The organism is Micromonospora sp. LOL_021 (genome assembly GCF_048060215.1).
Lineage (GTDB): Bacteria > Actinomycetota > Actinomycetes > Mycobacteriales > Micromonosporaceae > Micromonospora_E.
This window is the reverse complement of record NZ_JBHMIN010000056.1, coordinates 1-19,043: the sequence shown is the minus strand read 5'-3', so window position 1 is coordinate 19,043 and position 19,043 is coordinate 1. Positions and strand designations below refer to the sequence as shown.

Below are 19,043 nucleotides of genomic sequence, written 5' to 3'. Positions count from 1 at the left end.
GGTCGACGCGGGAATCACTTCAGCCGCTCCCGGGCGTGCAGGTGGTTCTGGGCCTTCATCCAGTTCTCGATCCGCAACTGCTCCTCGCGGCCTTCCCGGACGGCCTGCTCCCACTCGGCCCGGCGGGCCTTGTCGGAGCGGTACGACGATGGCATCGCCCCGGGCGCGACCACCGGCACGTCACCGCGGGCCCGGCGGGCCTCCAGCATCTTGCGGCCGTTCGGGCCGAGCGGCTCGTGGCCGATCTTCTCCCGCAGCTTGAGGACCGCGTCGATGAGCATCTCCGGGCGGGGCGGGCAGCCGGGCAGGTACATGTCGACCGGCACCACGTGGTCCACGCCCTGCACGATGGCGTAGTTGTTGAACATGCCACCGCTGGAGGCGCAGACCCCCATCGACAGCACCCAGCGGGGCTCGGCCATCTGGTCGTAGATCTGCCGCAGCACCGGGGCCATCTTCTGACTGACCCGCCCGGCGACGATCATCAGGTCCGCCTGACGCGGCGAGGCCCGGAACACCTCCATGCCCCAGCGACCCATGTCGTAGTGCGGGGCACCGGCCGCCATCATCTCGATCGCGCAGCAGGCCAGGCCGAAGGTCGCCCCCCAGACGGAGGTCTTGCGGGACCAGTTGACCAGCTTCTCCACCGAGGTGAGCAGTACGCCGGCGGGGAGTTTCTCCTCGATTCCCATGGTTCCTCCGTCAGTCCCAGTCGAGCCCGCCGCGTCGCCACTCGTACACATAGGCGACCGAGACGGCGACGATGAACAGCGAGACCGCGACGTAGCCGAACGCGCCGAGCGGGTCCAGCGAGACCGCCCACGGGATCAGGAAGATGATCTCGATGTCGAAGATGATGAACATCATCGCGGTCAGATAGAACTTGATCGGGATCCGACCGCCGCCGACCGGCTCCGGGCTGGGCTCGATCCCGCACTCGTACGCTTCGAGCTTGGCCCGGTTGTAGCGCAGCGGCCCGGCCAGCCGGGCGGCCGCCACCGAGAACAGCGCGAAGGCCGAGGCGAGGGCGAAGACCCCGACGATGGGTATGTAAGGCGAGAGCGACATGGGCTTCTCCTGCTCGTCCTTCCCTGCCCGCGGTCAGTTTCCAGCGATCTGTGATGTCTCCCGCCGGGACCGGGCGTCGTTGCCCATCCTGGCGACTACTGCGGTGGGCCGACGGCCCGGGGGGTGCTGCCGGCGGCGTCACACGGCCGGAGCCACCTTGGTCATCGCGTTGATCATCCGGTCCATCGCGTCCCCGCCACGCGGATCGGTCAGGTTCGCCAGCAGCTTCAGCACGAACCGCATCAGTGTCGGATGCGGCATGCCGTGCTTGGTAGCGATTCGCATGATTTGTGGGTTGCCGATCATCTTCACGAAGATGTTCCCGAGCCGGTAGTAGCCGCCGTAGCGGGCCTTCAGCTCGTTCGGGTAGTGCGCCAGCGCCCGCTCCCGGTCGACGCCGGCTGGCCGGGCCAACGCCTGCACCGCCACCTCGGCGGCCAACTCGCCGGACTCCATCGCGTACGCGATGCCTTCACCGTTGAACGGGTTGACCATACCGCCGGAGTCACCGACCAGCAGAACTCCCCGGGTGTAGTGCGGGACCCGGTTGAAGCCCATCGGCAGCGCCGCGCCGAGGATCGGGCCGTCGGCGTTGGCCTCGTCGGCCAGCCCCCAGTCCGGTGGCGTGCTGCCCAGCCAGTCGGTCAGCATCCGCCGGTAGTTGGTCTTGCCGAAGGCGCTGGACGAGTTGAGCACGCCCAGGCCGACGTTGACCCGGCCGTCACCCATGCCGAAGATCCAGCCGTAGCCGGGCAGCAGTTTCTCGCCGCCCTCCCGGCTGCGCAGCTCCAGCCAGGACTCCAGGTACTCGTCCCGGTGCCGCACCGGCGACCGGTAGTACCGCCGGACCGCGACCCCGATCGGCCGGTCCTCGCGCTTGGCCAGCCCCATCGCGAGCGGGAACCGGCCGGACACCCCGTCCGCGGCGACGATCAACGGGGCATGGAAGGTGGCCGGCTGCTTGTCCGGGCCGACCTCGGCGGTCACGCCGATCGCCCGCCCGGTGGCGTCCAGCACCGGAGCCACCACGTTGGTGTTGGTGTGCAGCACCGCTCCCGCCTCGACCGCCTGCCTGGCCAGCAGGTCGTCGAAGTCCAGTCGGGTGCGGACCAGGCCGTAGTTGGGGAAGCTCGCCAGGTCCGGCCAGTCGAGCTCCAGCCGGATACCGCCGCCGATCACCCGCAGGCCACGGTTGCGCAGCCAGCCGGCCTCGGGCGAGGTGTCGACACCCAGCTTGATCAACTGCTTGACGGCGCGCGGCGTGAGCCCGTCACCGCAGACCTTCTCCCGGGGGAAGGTGGTCTTCTCCAGCAGGAGCACCCGTACGCCGTGCCGGGCGAGGTGGAAGGCGGTCGCGGAACCGCCGGGGCCCGCCCCGACGACGATCACATCGGCTTCGGTCTCGCTCACAGCCACCTCCCGTTCGCCTCCCAGTCGCTCGTGAAATGCTTCACAAGCCGTCTCGCAGGTGAGTCTAAGACCGTTAACAGGGCGGCAATCGGTTAGGCGACCCTAACCCTGCGAGGTAGCGACCTCGGCGGGTGACCGACGACCCGAAATCACCCATTGACGGACACCGAGCGGTGACCGACCCGTCGCCCGAACACCCGGATCCGGCGTACGGCAGCACGGCGCTACTTCCAGGTGGCACGGCGCTACCGCCGGGTGGCGCGGTGCAGCGCCACGATCCCACCGGTGAGATTGCGCCACTGCGCCGACCGCCACCCCGCCGCCGTGATCCGCCCGGCGAGCGCCGCCTGGTCCGGCCACTGCCGGATGGACTCGGCCAGATAGACGTACGCGTCCGGATTGCTCGCCACCGCACGGGCCACCGCCGGCAGCGACCGCATGAGATAGGACAGGTAGAGCGTCCGGAAGGCGGGACTGGTCGGCTGACTGAACTCGCACACCACCAACCGCCCGCCGGACCGGGTCACCCGGGCCAGCTCGGCCAACGCGGCGTCGGTGTCGACCACGTTGCGCAGCGCGAACGAAATGGTCACCGCATCGAAGGTGGCGTCCCGGAACGGCAACGCCAAGGCGTCCCCGGCGAGCAGCGGCACCTGCGGGCGGACCCGGCGGCCGGCCCGCAGCATGCCGAGCGAGATGTCCGAGCCGACCGCCCACACCCCGCCCCGGCCGAGTTCGGCGGTGGAGACCCCGGTGCCGGCACCGACGTCGAGCACCCGGTCGCCGGGGAGCAGGTCGAGCGCCGCCCGGGTGGCCCGGCGCCACCGTCGGTCCTGGCCGAAGGAGATCACCGTGTTGGTCAGGTCGTACCTGCCGGCCACGCCGTCGAACATCGCGGCGACCTCGGCCGGCTGCTTGTCCAGGCCGGCGCGGACCGGCGGCGGGATGTCAGTCACGCCCGACCACTCTGCCAGCCACCCGCCCCGACCTGGGCGCGGGGCCGGCGGTACGGGTGACCGACGCCACACACACTACGGGCGAGGTGGTCGAACCACCTCGCCCGCAATGCCGTGCGTTATGTAGACGGCCCCCTCGGACCGCTGGAGTACGGCTCCGGCGACCACCGCCCTTGGGGACGTGACCTGCGACGACCAGGGGGACGGCGTCGCGGCGCGGGCGGCTGCCGGAACGTTGTTGACGAGGACGTTAGCGGCCGACGGGAAGCTTCGCGCCCCTCGTGATCAACACGTTATGGCCCCTTGGCCTAAGGTTCGCGCCACCTCGCCGCATCGACAGTGCTGCCCGCCACGACCGGCCGACCACCGGCCCACCCGCCGGCCGAGAAGGGCTGACTGGTCGGCCCCACCAGCCACCCGATCGGACGAATCCGGGCCGGTCAGCGCCCGTCCGGTCGGTAAGCGCGCGATCGGTCGCGGTCAGCGCCCGTCCGGGCCGGTCAGTGCGCGTCGACCAGCGGCAGATCGCGGCGGGCCCCGCCGTTGGGCAACGCGATAGAAGAGAAGTGCGACACCACCCGCTCGTCGGTCGGGTCGTCCGCCGGATCGCGGTGCACAGCGAGGTGGTGGTACTCGGTGTCCCGCTGGGCGGGGATCCGACCCGCCGAACGGATCATCCAGATCAGCTCGTGCAGGTTCGACCGGTGCCGGGCACCGGCCGAGGAGATCACGTTCTCCTCCAGCATGATCGAACCAAGATCGTCGACCCCCATGTGCAGCGCCAGCTGTCCGACGTCCTTGCCGGTGGTCAGCCAGGACGCCTGCAGGTGCGCCACCTGGTCGAAGAAGAGCCGGGAGACGGCGATCATCCGCAGGTACTCCAGGGTCGTCGCCTGGGTGCGGCCCTTGAGGTGGTTGTTCTCCGGCTGGTACGTCCAGGGGATGAACGCCCGGAAACCACCGGTGGAGTCCTGGACGTCCCGGATCATCCGCAGATGCTCGATCCGCTCCGCGTTGGTCTCCCCGGTGCCCATCATCATCGTGGCGGTCGACTCGATGCCGTGCCGGTGCGCCAGCTCCATGACCTCCAGCCAGCGCGCCCCGGACTCCTTGAGCGGGGCGATCGCCTTCCGGGGCCGGTCCGGCAGCATCTCGGCGCCGGCACCGGCGATCGAATCCAGCCCGGCGGCCTTGATCCGGGCGATCGCCTCGTCCAGCGACACACCCGACACCTTCGCCATGTGCAGAATCTCGCTCGGCCCGATCGAGTGGATCACCAACCGGGGGTACGCCGCCTTGACCGCGCCGAACAGCTGCTCGTAGTACTCCACCCCGAAGTCCGGGTGGTGGCCACCCTGCAGCATCACCTGGGTGGCGCCCAACTCGACCGCCTCGCCGCACCGACGCAGGATCTCCTCGATCGGGTGGGCCCAGCCCTCGGCGTGCTTGGGTGCCCGGTAGAAAGCGCAGAAACGACACGCGGTGACGCAGACGTTGGTGTAATTGATGTTGCGATCGATCAGATACGTCACGACGTTGTCCGGGTACCGGCGACGGCGCACCGCGTCCGCGGCCTCGCCGAGGGCGTGGAACGGCGCTTCGGTGTAGATCAGCAGCGCCTCCTCGGCGGAGATCCGCCCACCGTCGGCGCCACGCTGCAGGATGCTGTCGATCTCCCGGCTGGTAGTCACGCATGAAGCGTACTGCCATGTCGAGGGAGGGGCAGAGCCGCCGGATGACGTCACTGCGCCGCCACCTGCCCCTGGTGATCCTGCTCGCCGCCGGTCTCGGGCTGCGGATCGCCTACCTGGTCGCGTACCGGCCGGCGTTCTGGTTCCACGGCGACAGCGGCGAGTACCTGCTGATGCTGCAGCAGCCGCTAGAACCGCACCCGAACCGGCCGATCGGCTACGTGCTGCTGCTGTCCGCGCTGCAACAAACCCGCACGCTCGCCGCCGTCGCGGCCGTCCAGCACCTGCTCAGTCTGCTGCTCGCCGTCGGCCTGTACGCCCTGCTGCTGCGCCGGGGCGTGGTCCGCTGGCTGGCCACGCTGGCCGCCGTACCGCTGATCTTCGACTCTTTGGTCCTCACCATGGGGCACTATCTGCTGCCCGACCTGATGTTCATGGTGCTGTTCGCCGCCTCGGTCGGGGCGCTGCTCTGGTCGCCCCGACCCGGTCCGGTGGCGGCCGTCGTCTCCGGCGGGCTGATCGCCGTCGCCTGGGTGACCAAACCCACCGCACTGCCGGTCGCCCTGCTGCTCGCCGGCTACCTGGTGGTACGCCGGGTCGGCTGGCGGCCGGTCGTGGGCTACCTGCTCGCCTTCGGCGTGCCGTACGTCATGGTGATGGTCTGGATCGGCGACCGGCAGAGCGTCTACAGCGCGCAGAGCGGCACCGCCCTGTACGGCCGGGCCGCGATGATCGCCGACTGCGACCGCATCGAACTGACCGACGAAGAACGGATCGCCTGCCCGGACCAGCCGCTGGACCAGCGTTGGGACCGAGCCGACGCGTTCTTCTGGCGGCGGCCGGCCCGACTCGGCGACTGGGTGTACACCCCGGAGGGCGCCCGCGTGTTGACCAGCTTCTCCCGGTCGGTGATCAGCCAGCAGCCCGGCGACTACCTCGCCACGGTCGGCCGGGAAAGCGCGGCACACTTCGTCCCCGGCCTGTATCTCGGGCCGATGAACGAGTGCCTGCGGCAGCGCCTGGTGCCGCCGGTCCGGTTCCGCTCCGCCGACGTGCGGGTCGAGCAGAACTGTCCGCCGGCCCAGGCGTCCACCGGATTCCAGGCGGCGGTCGCCGACCCGGTCGTCGCGGACCCGGCCACCCCGCTGACCCGGGCGCTGCACCAGTACGGCAGCTGGACCCGGAGCATCCCGGTGGTGATGTCGTTGGCGGTGCTGCTGACCATCGCGGCGCTGGCCGCCCGCCGGCGGGTCGCCGGCTGGATCCGGCTCGACACCGGACTGCTGTTGGCCGCCGGCCCCGGGCTGGCCGTGTTCACCGTGGCGATCGGCATGTACGAGCCCCGGTACGCGTTACCGGCCCTGCCGCTGGCGGCTGCGGCAGCGGCCCTGGCGGCTGAGGGTCTGATCCACGTCGACCGGTGACCGGTGCTCCCGCTGTCGGCGGGTCGGCTGAGCAGAGTGGAACGATCGATTGAGCGGCTGACTCGCATCTCTCCTCAGCCAGGCGCACGATGTGAACAAACTCGAGAATAAGTCATGAGAAGAACTCAGAAATACGATCGCAGCACAAAGGGACTCACGTTTTGTTTGTGATTTTGATCGATGACACATCTAGCGCTTTGTCGCCGACGCAACTACTCTTGTCTGCGGCCGAACGGGAACCGCCCGGTCACCGCCTTCGGCCGGCACCACAACAGTCAGTCGGCCTCCGTACTCCCCATACACCAACCGGACCCCCGTCCGGACGTGCCGCCAATATCGATCTCGGCTGACCATTGTGCTCGAAATCCCCCTATCCGCCCGCAGTCAAGGAGACAACGTCATGTCTGGTGATTCCCTGCCGCGGACCGGCGCGAACGCTGCGGTCACCATCGGTGGTGTGGCCGGTCTCGGACAGCTCAGCCTGCCACTGCCCCTGGTGATGGCAGCCACCGCAGTAGTAATGATCATCTTCGGAGCGGTTCTCGTCCGGTTGTCGTTCCGTCGAGGTCGCTCCGCCGCCCATCGATGACCGCGACCCTCGTCAGGGGTCGGATCCTCACCGCCGCAGCATTCCTTCTGGCGGCAGTAGCGGCATGGGCGGCCCACCACGCGTTTGCAGCAATTGGCTTTCTTAGCGCAGGCAGCGGGCATCAGTTCGTCGCGATCTACGTCCTGATGTACGGACTGCTGGTGTGGCAGTTGGGATTTGCCTACCTCAACCAGCCCTACCAGGTCGGCCCAGCGGGGCAGCGGCTCCTCGACACGCTAAAGGTGGCCGCGTTGGTCCCCACGTACAACGAGGATCCGGCCGCGCTACGCGCATGCCTCGAGTCCATGATCGGTCAACGACGACGGCCGCAGACGATTGTCGTGGTGGATGACGGTTCCACCACCGGCGACGTCGGGTACGCCGACATTCGCACCTGGTTCCAGCGGGCAGCCAGCGACAGCGGCATCCGTCCGGTATGGCTGCGCCAGGACAATGCCGGCAAGAGGCACGCGCAGGCGGCCGGGGTCGGCCAGGCGGCGGACGCGGATGTGTACTGGACGGTCGACTCGGACACGATCAGCGACCCGGAAACTCTCAACGAGCTACTCAAACCCCTCGCTGACCAGACGGTGCAGTCCGTCGCCGGGATTGTGATGGCAGCCAATGTTCACGCATCGTTCCTGACCCGGTTCACCGACCTGTGGTTCGTCACCGGCCAGCTGACCGATCGGTCCAGCCTGTCGGTATTCGGGGCGGTCTGGGTCAACTCGGGGCCTATCGCCGTCTACCGAGGTCAGGTGATTCGCGACAACCTGGACAGCTATCTGCATGAGAGGTTTGCGGGACGTCGGGTGCCGTTCAGCGACGACTCGATGCTGACCCTGTTCGCCATGCTGCGCGGCCGAACCGTGCAACAGCCCAGCGCGTTCGCCTTCGCGCTGATGCCGGAGCAGACCGGCCATTTCCTGCGGATGTTCATCCGCTGGATGCGCGGATCGTTCATCCGATCACTGTGGCGGATGCGATACCTGCCGTTGCGGTCGTGGGCGTACTGGCTACACCTGATCCGGTGGGCGACGACGCTACTGTCCACTGCACTGTTCATGACCATCGCGGTGGTACTACCGATCCGGGAGCCCTCGCTGGCCGCGCTACCCTGGCTCATCTGTGTGCCGATGGCCATCGGCTATGCACAGTGCCTCCGCTACCTGGCGATCCGCCGGTCCGACCAGTCGACGGCGTACCAGTTGGGGACTTGGATGCTCGCCCCGGTCGCAGTGCTCTGGGCGATGCTGGTACTGCGCGTCGCTCGGTGGTACGGCGTGGTCACCTGCTGGAAGACCGGGTGGGGCACCCGGAAAACGGTCGAGGTCACGTTGACTGCCCCGTCGATTCCCGAGCAGCGGACCACCCGCGTCGAGCAGGCCACCAAAGCCGATGCCGAGGTGATCTCCTGACGCTAACCTGCGACCCATGCAACGGGTGTCGGTGATGGGGGCGCCAGGTTCGGGTAAGTCCACTCTGGCCACCGAGTTGGCCGTACGGCTCGGCGTGCCGCACATCGAGTTGGACGCCCTGTTCCACCAGCAGGACTGGCAGCCGACGCCGGAACCGGAGTTCCGGGAACGGGTGGCGGCGGCGGTCACCGGCGACGGCTGGGTGGCGGACGGCAACTACTCGTCGGTGCGCGACCTGGTCTGGCGACGGGCCGACACGGTGATCTGGTTCGACCTGCCACGCCGGCAGGTGATGCGGCAGATCGTCCAACGCACGGTGGGCCGCGCCGCTCGCCGGGTGGAGCTGTGGAACGGCAACCGGGAACGCTGGTCGAACGTGTTCAGCCTGGATCCGGCAGAGTCGATCATCGTGTGGGCCTGGCAACAGCACGCCCGCTACCGGAGCCGGCTGCAGGAGGCTTCGGCCGATCCGCGGTGGAGCCGGCTGCGGTTCGTCCGACTCACCTCCCACCAGCAGGCCCGCCAACTGCTCGACCAGCTCGGTCGACGATCACCACCGTGACGCCCGGCAGGAGCTGTGGCCAGCACGTCAGGCGTCGTAGTCGACGGTGAGCGTCGGGGTGGTGGGCATCGACTGGCAAGTCAGCACGTAACCGGCGGCCACCTCGTCCGGCTCCAGCGCGTAGTTGCGGGCCATCGTCACCTCGCCGTCGACGACCTTCGCACGGCAGGTGGAGCACACCCCGCCCTTGCAGGCGTACGGCAGCTCGGACCGGACCCGCAGGGCCGCGTCGAGCACCCGCTCCCCCGGCCGCGTCCGCACCGTCGACGCCCGCCCGTCGAGCAGTACGGTCACCTGGGTGCCGCCCACCGTGTCGACATTGGTCAACGCGCCGGCACCGGCCGCAGCAACAGCCGCACCGGCGACTGCCCGGAAAGCCGCCCCCGCGGGGGCGGCGGCGGGCGGCGCATCCCCGGCGTGGAAGAGTTCGCTGTGTACGGCCTCGTCTGGCACGCCCCGCTCGGCGAGCACCTGCCGGGCCGTCATGACCAGCCCATAAGGTCCACAAAGAAACCACTCGTCCACATGATCGCCCGGCACCACGGTGTTCAGCAGCCGGTGGAACCGGGCGGCGTCGATCCGCCCGGTGAGCAACTCTGCGTCCTGCGTCTCGCGGGACAGCACGTGCACCACCTGCAGCCGGTCCGGGTACCGGTCCTTCAGATCGGCGATCTCGTCGGCGAACATCACGGTGTGCGCGGACCGGTTGCCGAAGACGAGGCTGAACCGGCTGCCCGGCTCGGTGGCCAGCCCGGTGGCGAGCAGGGACAGCACCGGGGTGATGCCGGAGCCGGCGGCCAGTGCGCCGTAGTACCGGCTCCGGCCCGGCTCGAACCCGGTGGTGAAATGCCCGAGCGGCGGCATCACCTCCACGGTGGCCCCGGCGGCAAGCTGGCGCACCGCGTACCCGGAGAATGCGCCACCGGCGACGTGCCGCACGCCGATCCGCAGCCGGCCGTGGTCGGCGAGCTCCGCCGGGGTCGAGCAGATGGAGTACGAGCGGCGGATCTCCGGGCCACCGGACGGGTCGACCAGCCGTACGGTCAGATGTTGCCCGGCCTGGAACCGGTACGCGTCGCGCAGCTCCGGCGGTACGGCGAAGGTGACCGCGACGGCGTCGGCGGTGAGCTGGTCGACGCCGGTCACCGGGAGCGGATGAAACACCGGGCGCCGTCGCGCCGGTCGGCTGATCGTCACTGCCATCAGAACGCCTTCATCTGCTCGAACGGCTCGGTGCAGTCCTGGCACCGCCACAGCGCCTTGCAGGCCGTGGCGCCGAATCGGCTCAGCTGCTCGGTCCGCGGTGAGCCGCAGGCCGGGCAGCGAACGGTCAACGGGACCGGCACCGGCCCAGCGCCCGGCGGCGGTGCGGCGATCCCGGCGGCCGGCGGTGGGGCGATCCCGGCGGCGGCGAGCTTGCGCCGGCCCGCCTCGGTGATCCAGTCGGTGCTCCACGCGGGCGCCAACTCGGTGACGACCGCGACATCGGTGAAGCCGGACCGGTGCAGCGCCGCCCGGATCTCGGCCCGGATCAGCTCCATCGCCGGGCACCCGCTGTAGGTGGGGGTGACCGTCACCCGGACCGCGCCGGTGGCCGCGGCGACCTCGACGGCACGGAGGATGCCGAGCTCGGCGATGGTGAGTACGCGGATTTCCGGATCGACGACGGCTTCGACCGCCGCGCGGGCGGCTGAGCTGGCCCCACCAACAGCCGAGCTGGCCCCGTCGGCGGTTACGGGGCGTCCGGTCACCATCGCGCACCCGGATGGGCCCGGTGCACCACCTGCATCTCTGCCAGCAGGTACGACAGGTGCTCGGTGTGTCGGCCCAGCCGACCGCCGCCGGGCCGCCAGCCGCCACCGCCAGCGGCGGTGGGCCCGCGCCGAGAGCCTGGGCCGTCGGTGGGTCCGGTGTCGGTCGGCGCGGCCAGGGTGGCTTCGGTAAGGATCGGGCCGACTACGGCGAGCCAGTCGGCCCGCAGGTCGGCAAGGCCGCTGCCGGGCACCGGGGCGACCAGTTCATAGGTGTACGGCCAGAGCTCGTCGACCGCGTGCTGCATGCGGCGGTGCGACTCTTCGGTGCCGTCGCCGAGCCGCAGGGTCCACAGTCGTGCGTGGTCGAGATGGTAGGCGGACTCCTTGGCCGCCTTGCCGGCGATCGCCGCGAGCCGCTGGTCCGCGCCGGCGCTCAGCACGGCGTAGAGCCGGACCTGGTACGCAGCGAGGAACAGCAGCTTGCCGATGGTCACCGCGTAGTCGTCGTCTGGCAACTCCACCAGCAGGCAGTTGCGAAACTCCTGGTCAGAGCGGAGGAAGGCCAAAATGTCCTCAGTGACCGGCTGGTCGGCCGGCGCGGCCGGCACCGCACCGGGGGTGAGCTGCTCGGCGGCGTACGACAGCAGCAGCCGGGCCACGCCGAGCTGGTCGAGCGCGATGTTGGTGAGGGCGACGTCCTCCTCCAGCTCGGGGGCGCGGGCGCACCAGGCGGCCAGCCGCTGGGCGGTGATCAACGCGTCGTCGGCCCAGCAGAGCAGCTGGTCGGGGGGTGTCGTGGTCACAGGTGCCGCGCTCCGTCCGGCACCTGGTAGAAGGTCGGGTGCCGGTAGACCTTGTCGGCCGCCGGGTCGAAAAAGGCGTCCTTCTCGTCCGGGCTGGATGCGGTGATCGACTCCGCCGGTACCACCCAGATCGAGACACCTTCCTGTCGTCGGGTGTACAGGTCGCGGGCGTGCCGCAGGGCGAGCGTCGCGTCCGGCGCGTGCAGGCTGCCGACGTGGGTGTGGGCGAGCCCGCGCCGGGACCGCACGAAGACCTCCCACAGCGGGGTAGGCGGCGTGCGGGGCGGTTCGCCGCTCATCCGGCACCCGCTCCGACCGGCGGAGCGGCCACTCCGGCCGGCACGGCACCGGCTCCAGCCGGGACGGGGCCGGCTTTCCGCCGGCTGGCCTGCTTCTCGGCGTACGCCCGGGACGCCTCGCGGACCCAGCCGCCGGCGGCGTGCGCGGCCCGCCGATGGGCGAGCCGCTGCCGGTTGCACGGCCCGTCGCCGCGGATCACCCGGAGCAGTTCGTCGTAGTCCGGCGGGGTGAAGTCGTACGCCTGACGCTGCTCGTTCCACCGTAGTTCGGGATCGGGCAGGGTGAGCCCGAGCGGGCCGACCTGCTGGACGCACATGTCCACGAAGCGTTGGCGCAGCTCGTCGTTGGAGAACCGTTTGATCTTCCAGCGCATCGACTGACCCGAATGGGTCGAGTCGGCGTCCGGCGGCCCGAACATCGCCAGCGACGGGTACCACCAGCGGTCCACCGCGTCCTGAGCCATCCGACGCTGGGCCGGCGTACCGTGCGCGAGGGTGTGCAGGATCTCGTAGCCCTGCCGTTGGTGGAACGACTCCTCCTTGCAGATGCGGATCATGGCGCGGGCGTACGGGCCGTACGAGCAGCGGCACAGTGGGACCTGGTTGATGATCGCCGCGCCGTCCACCAACCAACCGATCGCGCCGACGTCCGCCCAGGTCAGCGTGGGGTAGTTGAAGATGGAGCTGTACTTCTGCCGGCCGGCGAGCAGCAGGTCGACCAACTCTTCCCGACTGACGCCGAGAGTCTCCGCCGCGGCGTACAGGTACAGCCCGTGGCCGGCCTCGTCCTGGACCTTTGCCAGCAGGATCGCCTTGCGGTGCAGGCTGGGCGCCCGAGTCAGCCAGTTGCCTTCGGGCTGCATTCCGATGATCTCGGAGTGCGCGTGCTGCGCGATCTGCCGGATGAGTGTGCGGCGGTAGCCGTCCGGCATCCAGTCGCGCGGCTCGATCTTCTGGTCGGCGTCGATCATTTCGATGAAGTCCCGGTCGGGATCGGCCGTGCGGTCGGGATCGATCGGATCGTCGGCGGCGCGTGGACCGGGGATCGGGCCGCGCAGCGCCGCATCGCGCAGGTCAGCTTCGGCGGCCTCGACCTCGTCGAGGAGCCCGCTGCGGGCACCACTCACCGTCTGGGCGTCGTCACCGTCCACCGATCTAGTGTTACAAGAGACCCCAGTCGCAGCCAAGCCCTGTAACAGCACTCGAGAATCTTCACGGCACGGGATCAAGTTTGCACAGGGCGTCACCAGAGGCGCCCAGCTAACATGATGTTTATCCACTTATTATTATGAAAATACTCATCTAACCGGACGAAGCATATGCATTCACCACTCATCCCCTGAGATCTCCGGCGCGCGAGGGCTGGCACTCCGAGATTCGCCCCGTAAACTGCCCAATGGCGCGGCGGCGACGAGGCTCGCACCGGCCCACCTGACCGTATTTGTCGGCAAGAGAACCCGCAGTCCCAGAAACACCCGGTACCAGGACCTTCCCGTACCGACGCGACCCGCCAGAGCACCGACGAGCTGAAATCACCGATTCACTCCCCGGAGCAGCCCCCCATGAGTTCACGCGTGACACTCACTGTCGTGCTGGCAGCCCTGGTGGTCGGTGCCGTTTTGGTGATCCCCACCGCCTCGGCCCGGTTCGTCGGCGGGACCGGGCCGAACGCCAACCGGTCCGCCGTCGAGCTGACCGATCCGGCCCTCGCCATGGCCGAGTCCCCTGAGCCGCCGGCCGTGCCGACGTTGCGGGCCGTACCGGTCTCGGTCCCGGTCGACGGTTTCATGACCTGGGCGCTGCTGGACCGCGACAGCGGCGAGATCGGCGGCTCGGCCAACATGACCGAGACCAGCTCCACCGAATCGATGATCAAGATCTGGATCGTCGCGGACTACCTACGGCAGCTCGATGACGCCGAGCCTGATTCGACGATCCTGCAGCAGGCCAGCCTGGCCATCCGCGACAGCGACGACCGGGCCACCGACCTGCTGTTCTACGAGGCCGGCGGCGAAGACGTGATCACCCGGATGATCAAGATGTGCGGCCTCCAGCAGACCCGGATGGTCGTGCCGCCGAAGGAGGACAACGTCTGGTGGAGCTACACCCAGATGTCCGCCCGCGATGCCGTGCTGATGGGCGAGTGCGTCAAGAACGGCACCGCCGCCGGCCCGTTGTGGACCGACTGGGTGCTCGACGAGATGTCCCAGGTGCGGGGTGGGACCGCCGCGTCCGAGCAGGAAACCACCTCCGGCGGGGGCCGCTGGGGCATCATCGACGGCCTGCCGGAGAGCCTGCTGCGGGAGTCGCCGGTCGGCATCAAGAACGGTTGGACGCTGATCTGGGCGGACGGCCTGTGGCATCTCAACTGCCTGGCCGTACACGACGACTGGGTGCTCGCGGTGATGACCCGGTACCCGGGCCGCTACGGCCTCGAGTACGGGGCGGGCATCTGCCGTGAGGTGGCCCGGCAACTGGTCACCCCACACGCTGGTGCCGCCATCCAGCCGCCCGCCGTACTGCCGCCCTCGGCGACACCGGCCGGGTGACATGCCACCCACCTCCTGGATTCCGTCGACCCGCCGGCTGCACCGGCTGTTCACCAGCCGACCGGGTCGGCTGATGGCCAGCCGACCCTCCCGGCAGGTGACCGGACGACCGGGCGGCGTGGCCCGCCACACCCGGGCCGGATGGCGTACGCCGCTGATCGTGATCGGGGTAGTCGCCCTGGCAGTCGCCGGCATCGCCGGGTTGCGGCTGGTTCCCGGCGCGCCGTTGGCCGCCGCCGGCGAGCAGCCGACCGACCAGCAGGCCACGGACCAACAGCCCAGCTGGCGTCAACCGGCGTCGACCCCGACGTCCGGCCCGAGCGAGAGCCCGACCCCGGAGCCCGACCCGACGCTGTCACCGCTGGCCGTCGCGCCGACCACGGTACGGCTGGACGGCATCGACGGTTGGTGGTCGTGGGCGATGCTCGACCAACGGACCGGCGAGGTCCACGGATCCGCCAACCTGGCCGAGACCAGTACCACGGCGTCGCTGATCAAGGCGTGGATCGCCGCCGACTACCTGCGTACCTCGGCCGAAGCGGGCCGGACGCCGAGTGACTTCCGGATGCGGCAGCTCGAGATCATGATCAGGGACAGCGACAACCAGGTCGCGGAGGAGCTGTGGCAGGAGATCGGCCGGACCGCGGCGACCGAGCGGATGATCCGGATCTGCGGGCTCACCGACAGCCGCAGCTCGACCGAGAACCGGTGGAGCACCACCCGGCTCTCCCCCCGCGACGTGGCCCGGATCGGGGCGTGCATCGCCGACGGCCGGGCGGCCGGCGCCGAGTGGACCGACTGGCTGCTGACTGAGATGCGCAGCGTACGCGGTCCAGGCGATTTCGGGGTGGTCGAAGCGTTCCCGGCGGACGAAGCCGACGGGATTGCCGTCAAGAACGGCTGGGTGATCCGGGACGACGAGCGGGAGTGGCACGTCAACTGCCTGGCGATCGGCGACGGGTGGACCATCGGAGTGATGACCCGGTTCCCGGTCGACCAGCCCTACACGTACGGCGCGCAGATCTGCCGTGGGGTGGCCCAGCAGCTACGGGCCGCCGCGACCGCCTCGGCCGGCAGCTGAGCCATCCGGGCGCGGTCAGGGGCAGGAAGCGCAGGCGGGTCAGGGCAGGAAGAACTCGGGGCCGGCCGACGGCAGCGCCGGGGCGGCACCCGATCCGGCCGCCCGGCGGGCGAACTCCCGCAGCCCGGCCACCTGCCGGTCACCGAGCGAGAAGTCCAACGCCCGGAAGTACGAAGCCAGCGTCGGCGCGTCGAACGGCTCCCACCTGGCGGCGGACCGGGCCACCTCGTCGAGCTCCGCGAGGCAGAGGTCACGCGACCGCAGGAACGCCTGGTGGACCTCCTTGACCTGGCCGGGGTGGGCGGCGGCGAAGTCACGGCGGACCGCCCAGACGGCGAAGACCATCGGCAGCCCGGTCCAGTCCCGCCACGCCTGCCCCAGGTCGGTGACGGCCAGGCCGCGCGCCGGAGCCTCGTGGCGGGCCCGCAGCGCGACGTCGCCGATCAGCACGGCGGCGTCGGCCTCCAGCAGCATCTGGGTGACGTCCGGCGGGCAGGTGAAGTAGTCCGGGTCGACGCCGTACCGTTCGGCCAGCAGCATCCGGGCCAGCAGCACGCCGGTTCGCGAGGTGGAGCCCAGCGCCACCGGGCGGCCGGACAATTCGCCCAGTGGCCGGGTGGCGACGACGTTCACCGACAACACCGGACCGTCACTGCCGACCGCGATGTCCGGCAGCAGCAGGAACTGGTCGGCGTGCCGCAGGTACTCGACCAACGAGATCGGGCCGATGTCCAGATCGCCGGCGACCAGGGCGGCACCGAGCCGCTCCGGGGAGTCCTTGTGCAGGTTGACGTCGAGCAGCGCGCCGGAGCGCATCAGCCCCCAGTAGATGGGCAGGCAGTTGAGGAACTGGATGTGCCCGACCCGTGGTCGGCGCAGCCCGCCGCCCTCGCCCCCGTCACCGTGACTCATGATCTCCACGGTAGCCGTCGGGTGGTCGCCACGCCCGGCGGCGGCCCGGACCTGTGGCGCACCCCGCACCCCCGTACGCCCGCCGATGGGGAAACTGGTTGACCCGCGACGGGCCGAGAGTAAAGTCGATGGCCGCTTGACGGCCGCGGTGAGTCGCACCGCAGCGGACGTCCCCCGCGCCGGGCACCGGCCGACCCGGTTCCGGACACGCGAGCGAGCACGCCGGCGATCCCAGCCAGGAGTCAGCATGCCCGCACCCGACCTCGACAGCCGCCTACCCGACCTCGACGGCGAACTCGCCGCCGAACGCGCCCATCTGACCGCCTCCCGCGCCGCGCTCGCCCGGATGCGCAGCCGGGCCGAAGCCCTGTTCAGCACCGGCGACCGGGTCGCCGGGGACGCGTACACCGCCGAGACCCTGGGCCGGCACCTGGCCCGCCGGGTCGCCGAGCTGGCCGACAACCCGGACACGCCGCTGTTCTTCGGCCGGCTCGACCTGGACCTCGATTCCGACCTCGACGACAACCTCGACGACGACCTCGCGCCAGGCCGCGAGCCCGATCCGGGTGGGCTGCGGACCGGTCGGGACCAGATCAGTCGCCACCACATCGGCCGCCGGCATGTCGCCGACGACACCGGCGAACCACTGGTCCTCGACTGGCGTGCGCCGATCAGCCGGGCCTTCTACCAGGCCAGCGCCCGCGACCCGCAGCAGGTACGGGTCCGCCGCCGGTTCGGCTACGCCGGCGGCGAACTCACCAGCTTCGAGGACGAACACCTCGACCGGGGCGAGGAGCTCGGCACCGCCTCCCGCATCCTGACCACCGAGATCGAACGGCCCCGGGTCGGCCCGATGCGGGACATCGTCGCCACCATCCAGCCCGAACAGGACGAACTGGTCCGCGCCGAGCTGGCCGAGTCGATCTGCGTACAGGGCGCGCCCGGCACCGGCAAGACCGCGGTCGGCCTGCACCGGGCCGCCTACCTGCTGTACGCGCACCGGGAACGGCTACGCAAGGCCGGAGTGCTGATCGTCGGGCCGAACCGGGTGTTCCTGTCCTACATCGCCAACGTGCTGCCCGCCCTCGGCGAGGTCGAGGTGGCCCAGTGCACGGTCGCCGACCTGATCGACTCGGTACCGGTACGGGCCGAGGACACCCCGGCCGCCGCCGCGCTCAAACACGACCCCAGGATGGCGCAGGTACTGCGTCGCGCCGTCGAGGCGTACCTCGGCGAACCGGACGAGTCGATCGTGGTGCCGGACGGCTCTTACCGCTGGCGGATCGGCGTCGAGGCGTTGCACCGGATCGTGCGGACGGTCCGCGAGGAGGATCCGCCGTACCGGACCGGTCGGGAACGGGTGCTGGCCCGGATCGTCGCGCTGCTGCAACGCCAGGCCGAGACCCGGCGCGCCGAATCACCGAGCGACGCCTGGCTGCGGCGAATGGCCCGGGTGGCCCCGGTACGCGCCCTGCTGGACCGGGTCTGGCCGGCACTCACCCCGACCGAGGTGGTGTCCACGCTGCTCACCGATCCGCAGCGGCTGGCGGCCGCCGCCGGCGGTCTGCTCGACGAGGCCGAACAGGCGGCACTGCTGCGGCCACCGGCCAGATCGGTCCGCACCACCAGATGGACCGAGGCCGACCTGGTGCTGATCGACGAGGTCGCCGGGCTACTCGACCGGCCGACCGGGTACGGGCACGTGGTGGTCGACGAGGCGCAGGATCTGTCGCCGATGCAGTGCCGGGCGATCGCCCGACGCTGCGAACACGGCTCGGTCACCCTGCTCGGCGACCTGGCCCAGGGCACCGCCCCGTGGGCGGCCACCGACTGGCACCGCACCCTGACCCACCTCGATCGGCCCGACGCCCCGGTGGTGCCGCTGACGGTCGGCTTCCGGGTGCCGGCGGTGGTGGTCGAGCTGGCCAACCGGCTGCTGCCGGCGCTCGAAGTGGACGTACCACCGGCGGTGTCGCTGCGTCGCGACGGGTCGCTGTCGCTGCGTACCGTCGATGATCTGACCGGTGCCACGGTGGCCGAGGTCCACGCGGCGCTGACCCACGACGGCTCGGTCGGGGTGATCGCCGCCGAGTCCGCGGTGCCCGGCCTACGCGATGCCCTCACCGCCGCCGGTATCGGCGTCACCGGAGCCGCCGGCGACCCCGCGATCCGAGTGTCGGTGGTCGCCGCGACCGAGGTGAAAGGCCTGGAGTACGACCACGTGGTGGTGGTCGAGCCGGCCGGTATCGTCGCGGCCGAGCCGCGTGGGCTGCACCGGCTGTACGTGGTGCTGACCCGGGCGGTGTCCCGGTTGACGGTGCTGCACGCCGAACCGTTGCCGCCCCCGCTGACCGACCACGCCCGGACGGACCACGCCCAGACCGACCGGCGGCACCAGCAGAACCGACGGCGGTACTAGTGCCGTGTCAGGGAACGTTTGCCTCGTGACGCGCCGTGCGGGTGCTGGTCCGGGCGGTGGGGTGCCGCCAGGCTGTCCGGGTGGGAGAGCGAGTACGCGTCCGTGAGA

Annotated in this window: 18 protein-coding genes; 7 read left to right on the top strand and 11 right to left on the bottom strand. The window is 70.3% G+C overall.

Going from position 1 to position 19,043, the window contains the following annotated elements:
* Positions 1 to 14 precede the first annotated feature (14 nt).
* The 5 genes from ACFHWT_RS26650 to mqnC all read right to left on the bottom strand — a co-directional run bounded on the left by ACFHWT_RS26650 (position 15) and on the right by mqnC (position 5,125).
* Positions 15 to 692 carry a NuoB/complex I 20 kDa subunit family protein gene (locus ACFHWT_RS26650; RefSeq protein WP_123607119.1) on the bottom strand — a complete coding sequence of 226 codons (678 nt, stop codon included), beginning with the start codon at positions 690 to 692 and terminating at the stop codon, positions 15 to 17.
* Positions 693 to 702: 10 nt separating this feature from the next.
* The gene (locus ACFHWT_RS26645; RefSeq protein ID WP_123607118.1) at positions 703 to 1,068 is read right to left on the bottom strand and encodes an NADH-quinone oxidoreductase subunit A; all 366 of its coding nucleotides are present in this window, start codon (positions 1,066 to 1,068) and stop codon (positions 703 to 705) included.
* 138 nt (positions 1,069 to 1,206) lie between these two features.
* On the bottom strand, positions 1,207 to 2,478 hold the full coding sequence (locus ACFHWT_RS26640) for a geranylgeranyl reductase family protein (protein WP_416597434.1): 1,272 nt from the start codon (positions 2,476 to 2,478) through the stop codon (positions 1,207 to 1,209).
* Positions 2,479 to 2,723: 245 nt separating this feature from the next.
* On the bottom strand, positions 2,724 to 3,425 hold the full coding sequence (locus tag ACFHWT_RS26635) for a demethylmenaquinone methyltransferase (protein WP_416597450.1): 702 nt from the start codon (positions 3,423 to 3,425) through the stop codon (positions 2,724 to 2,726).
* Positions 3,426 to 3,934: 509 nt separating this feature from the next.
* On the bottom strand, positions 3,935 to 5,125 hold the full coding sequence (gene mqnC / locus ACFHWT_RS26630) for a cyclic dehypoxanthinyl futalosine synthase (protein WP_416597433.1): 1,191 nt from the start codon (positions 5,123 to 5,125) through the stop codon (positions 3,935 to 3,937).
* Positions 5,126 to 5,127: 2 nt separating this feature from the next.
* Here mqnC and ACFHWT_RS26625 point away from each other — a divergent pair, with 2 nt between their 5' ends.
* The 4 genes from ACFHWT_RS26625 to ACFHWT_RS26610 all read left to right on the top strand — a co-directional run bounded on the left by ACFHWT_RS26625 (position 5,128) and on the right by ACFHWT_RS26610 (position 9,118).
* Entirely contained in the window at positions 5,128 to 6,549 is a 1,422-nt protein-coding gene (locus ACFHWT_RS26625; protein WP_416597432.1) for a phospholipid carrier-dependent glycosyltransferase, read from the top strand.
* Positions 6,550 to 6,949: 400 nt separating this feature from the next.
* Positions 6,950 to 7,138, top strand: a complete 189-nt coding sequence (locus ACFHWT_RS26620; RefSeq protein ID WP_416556507.1) for a hypothetical protein — start codon at positions 6,950 to 6,952, stop codon at positions 7,136 to 7,138.
* A 146-nt stretch (positions 7,139 to 7,284) separates the two neighbouring features.
* Entirely contained in the window at positions 7,285 to 8,556 is a 1,272-nt protein-coding gene (locus ACFHWT_RS26615) for a glycosyltransferase (RefSeq protein ID WP_416597431.1), read from the top strand.
* A gap of 16 nt (positions 8,557 to 8,572) precedes the next feature.
* Complete coding sequence (locus tag ACFHWT_RS26610) at positions 8,573 to 9,118, top strand: adenylate kinase (protein WP_416597430.1); 546 nt, start codon at positions 8,573 to 8,575, stop codon at positions 9,116 to 9,118.
* A 27-nt stretch (positions 9,119 to 9,145) separates the two neighbouring features.
* On the opposite strand, the gene paaE is transcribed toward ACFHWT_RS26610, so the two are convergent.
* From paaE to paaA, 5 genes are read right to left on the bottom strand one after another with little or no spacing between them, the layout of a single operon-like run.
* On the bottom strand, positions 9,146 to 10,321 hold the full coding sequence (gene paaE, locus ACFHWT_RS26605) for a 1,2-phenylacetyl-CoA epoxidase subunit PaaE (protein ID WP_416597429.1): 1,176 nt from the start codon (positions 10,319 to 10,321) through the stop codon (positions 9,146 to 9,148).
* The gene (paaD, locus tag ACFHWT_RS26600) at positions 10,321 to 10,869 is read right to left on the bottom strand and encodes a 1,2-phenylacetyl-CoA epoxidase subunit PaaD (protein WP_416597428.1); all 549 of its coding nucleotides are present in this window, start codon (positions 10,867 to 10,869) and stop codon (positions 10,321 to 10,323) included. The genes paaE and paaD overlap by 1 nt, the downstream gene beginning before the upstream one ends.
* Positions 10,866 to 11,675, bottom strand: a complete 810-nt coding sequence (paaC, locus tag ACFHWT_RS26595; protein WP_416597427.1) for a 1,2-phenylacetyl-CoA epoxidase subunit PaaC — start codon at positions 11,673 to 11,675, stop codon at positions 10,866 to 10,868. Before paaC ends, paaD begins: the two co-directional genes overlap by 4 nt.
* A complete protein-coding gene (paaB, locus tag ACFHWT_RS26590; protein ID WP_416597426.1) occupies positions 11,672 to 11,974 on the bottom strand; it encodes a 1,2-phenylacetyl-CoA epoxidase subunit PaaB in 303 nt (100 codons plus the stop codon). Before paaB ends, paaC begins: the two co-directional genes overlap by 4 nt.
* The gene (paaA, locus tag ACFHWT_RS26585; protein ID WP_416597425.1) at positions 11,971 to 13,125 is read right to left on the bottom strand and encodes a 1,2-phenylacetyl-CoA epoxidase subunit PaaA; all 1,155 of its coding nucleotides are present in this window, start codon (positions 13,123 to 13,125) and stop codon (positions 11,971 to 11,973) included. The genes paaB and paaA overlap by 4 nt, the downstream gene beginning before the upstream one ends.
* Before the next feature lie 411 nt (positions 13,126 to 13,536).
* Between paaA and ACFHWT_RS26580 the strand changes: the two genes are divergently transcribed.
* On the top strand, positions 13,537 to 14,523 hold the full coding sequence (locus ACFHWT_RS26580) for a serine hydrolase (RefSeq protein ID WP_416597424.1): 987 nt from the start codon (positions 13,537 to 13,539) through the stop codon (positions 14,521 to 14,523).
* A gap of 73 nt (positions 14,524 to 14,596) precedes the next feature.
* Positions 14,597 to 15,604 carry a hypothetical protein gene (locus ACFHWT_RS26575; protein WP_416597449.1) on the top strand — a complete coding sequence of 336 codons (1,008 nt, stop codon included), beginning with the start codon at positions 14,597 to 14,599 and terminating at the stop codon, positions 15,602 to 15,604.
* Positions 15,605 to 15,643: 39 nt separating this feature from the next.
* On the opposite strand, the gene ACFHWT_RS26570 is transcribed toward ACFHWT_RS26575, so the two are convergent.
* Positions 15,644 to 16,516 (bottom strand): menaquinone biosynthetic enzyme MqnA/MqnD family protein, encoded by an 873-nt coding sequence (locus tag ACFHWT_RS26570; RefSeq protein WP_416597423.1) that lies wholly within the window; start codon positions 16,514 to 16,516, stop codon positions 15,644 to 15,646.
* Positions 16,517 to 16,763: 247 nt separating this feature from the next.
* Here ACFHWT_RS26570 and ACFHWT_RS26565 point away from each other — a divergent pair, with 247 nt between their 5' ends.
* On the top strand, positions 16,764 to 18,935 hold the full coding sequence (locus ACFHWT_RS26565; protein ID WP_416597422.1) for a HelD family protein: 2,172 nt from the start codon (positions 16,764 to 16,766) through the stop codon (positions 18,933 to 18,935).
* Positions 18,936 to 19,043: the final 108 nt, after the last annotated feature.

Excerpts from the sequence above, each read along its gene's own strand:
- ACFHWT_RS26645 (WP_123607118.1), bottom strand. The coding sequence starts at position 1,068 with ATGTCGCTCTCGCCTTACATACCCATCGTCGGGGTCTTCGCCCTCGCC.
- ACFHWT_RS26620 (WP_416556507.1), top strand. The coding sequence starts at position 6,950 with ATGTCTGGTGATTCCCTGCCGCGGACCGGCGCGAACGCTGCGGTCACC.
- ACFHWT_RS26565 (WP_416597422.1), top strand. The coding sequence starts at position 16,764 with ATGCCCGCACCCGACCTCGACAGCCGCCTACCCGACCTCGACGGCGAA.
- ACFHWT_RS26625 (WP_416597432.1), top strand. The coding sequence starts at position 5,128 with ATGAAGCGTACTGCCATGTCGAGGGAGGGGCAGAGCCGCCGGATGACG.
- ACFHWT_RS26615 (WP_416597431.1), top strand. The coding sequence starts at position 7,285 with ATGTACGGACTGCTGGTGTGGCAGTTGGGATTTGCCTACCTCAACCAG.
- ACFHWT_RS26650 (WP_123607119.1), bottom strand. The coding sequence starts at position 692 with ATGGGAATCGAGGAGAAACTCCCCGCCGGCGTACTGCTCACCTCGGTG.
- ACFHWT_RS26575 (WP_416597449.1), top strand. The coding sequence starts at position 14,597 with ATGGCCAGCCGACCCTCCCGGCAGGTGACCGGACGACCGGGCGGCGTG.
- paaB (WP_416597426.1), bottom strand. The coding sequence starts at position 11,974 with ATGAGCGGCGAACCGCCCCGCACGCCGCCTACCCCGCTGTGGGAGGTC.
- paaE (WP_416597429.1), bottom strand. The coding sequence starts at position 10,321 with ATGGCAGTGACGATCAGCCGACCGGCGCGACGGCGCCCGGTGTTTCAT.
- ACFHWT_RS26610 (WP_416597430.1), top strand. The coding sequence starts at position 8,573 with ATGCAACGGGTGTCGGTGATGGGGGCGCCAGGTTCGGGTAAGTCCACT.
- ACFHWT_RS26570 (WP_416597423.1), bottom strand. The coding sequence starts at position 16,516 with ATGAGTCACGGTGACGGGGGCGAGGGCGGCGGGCTGCGCCGACCACGG.
- ACFHWT_RS26580 (WP_416597424.1), top strand. The coding sequence starts at position 13,537 with ATGAGTTCACGCGTGACACTCACTGTCGTGCTGGCAGCCCTGGTGGTC.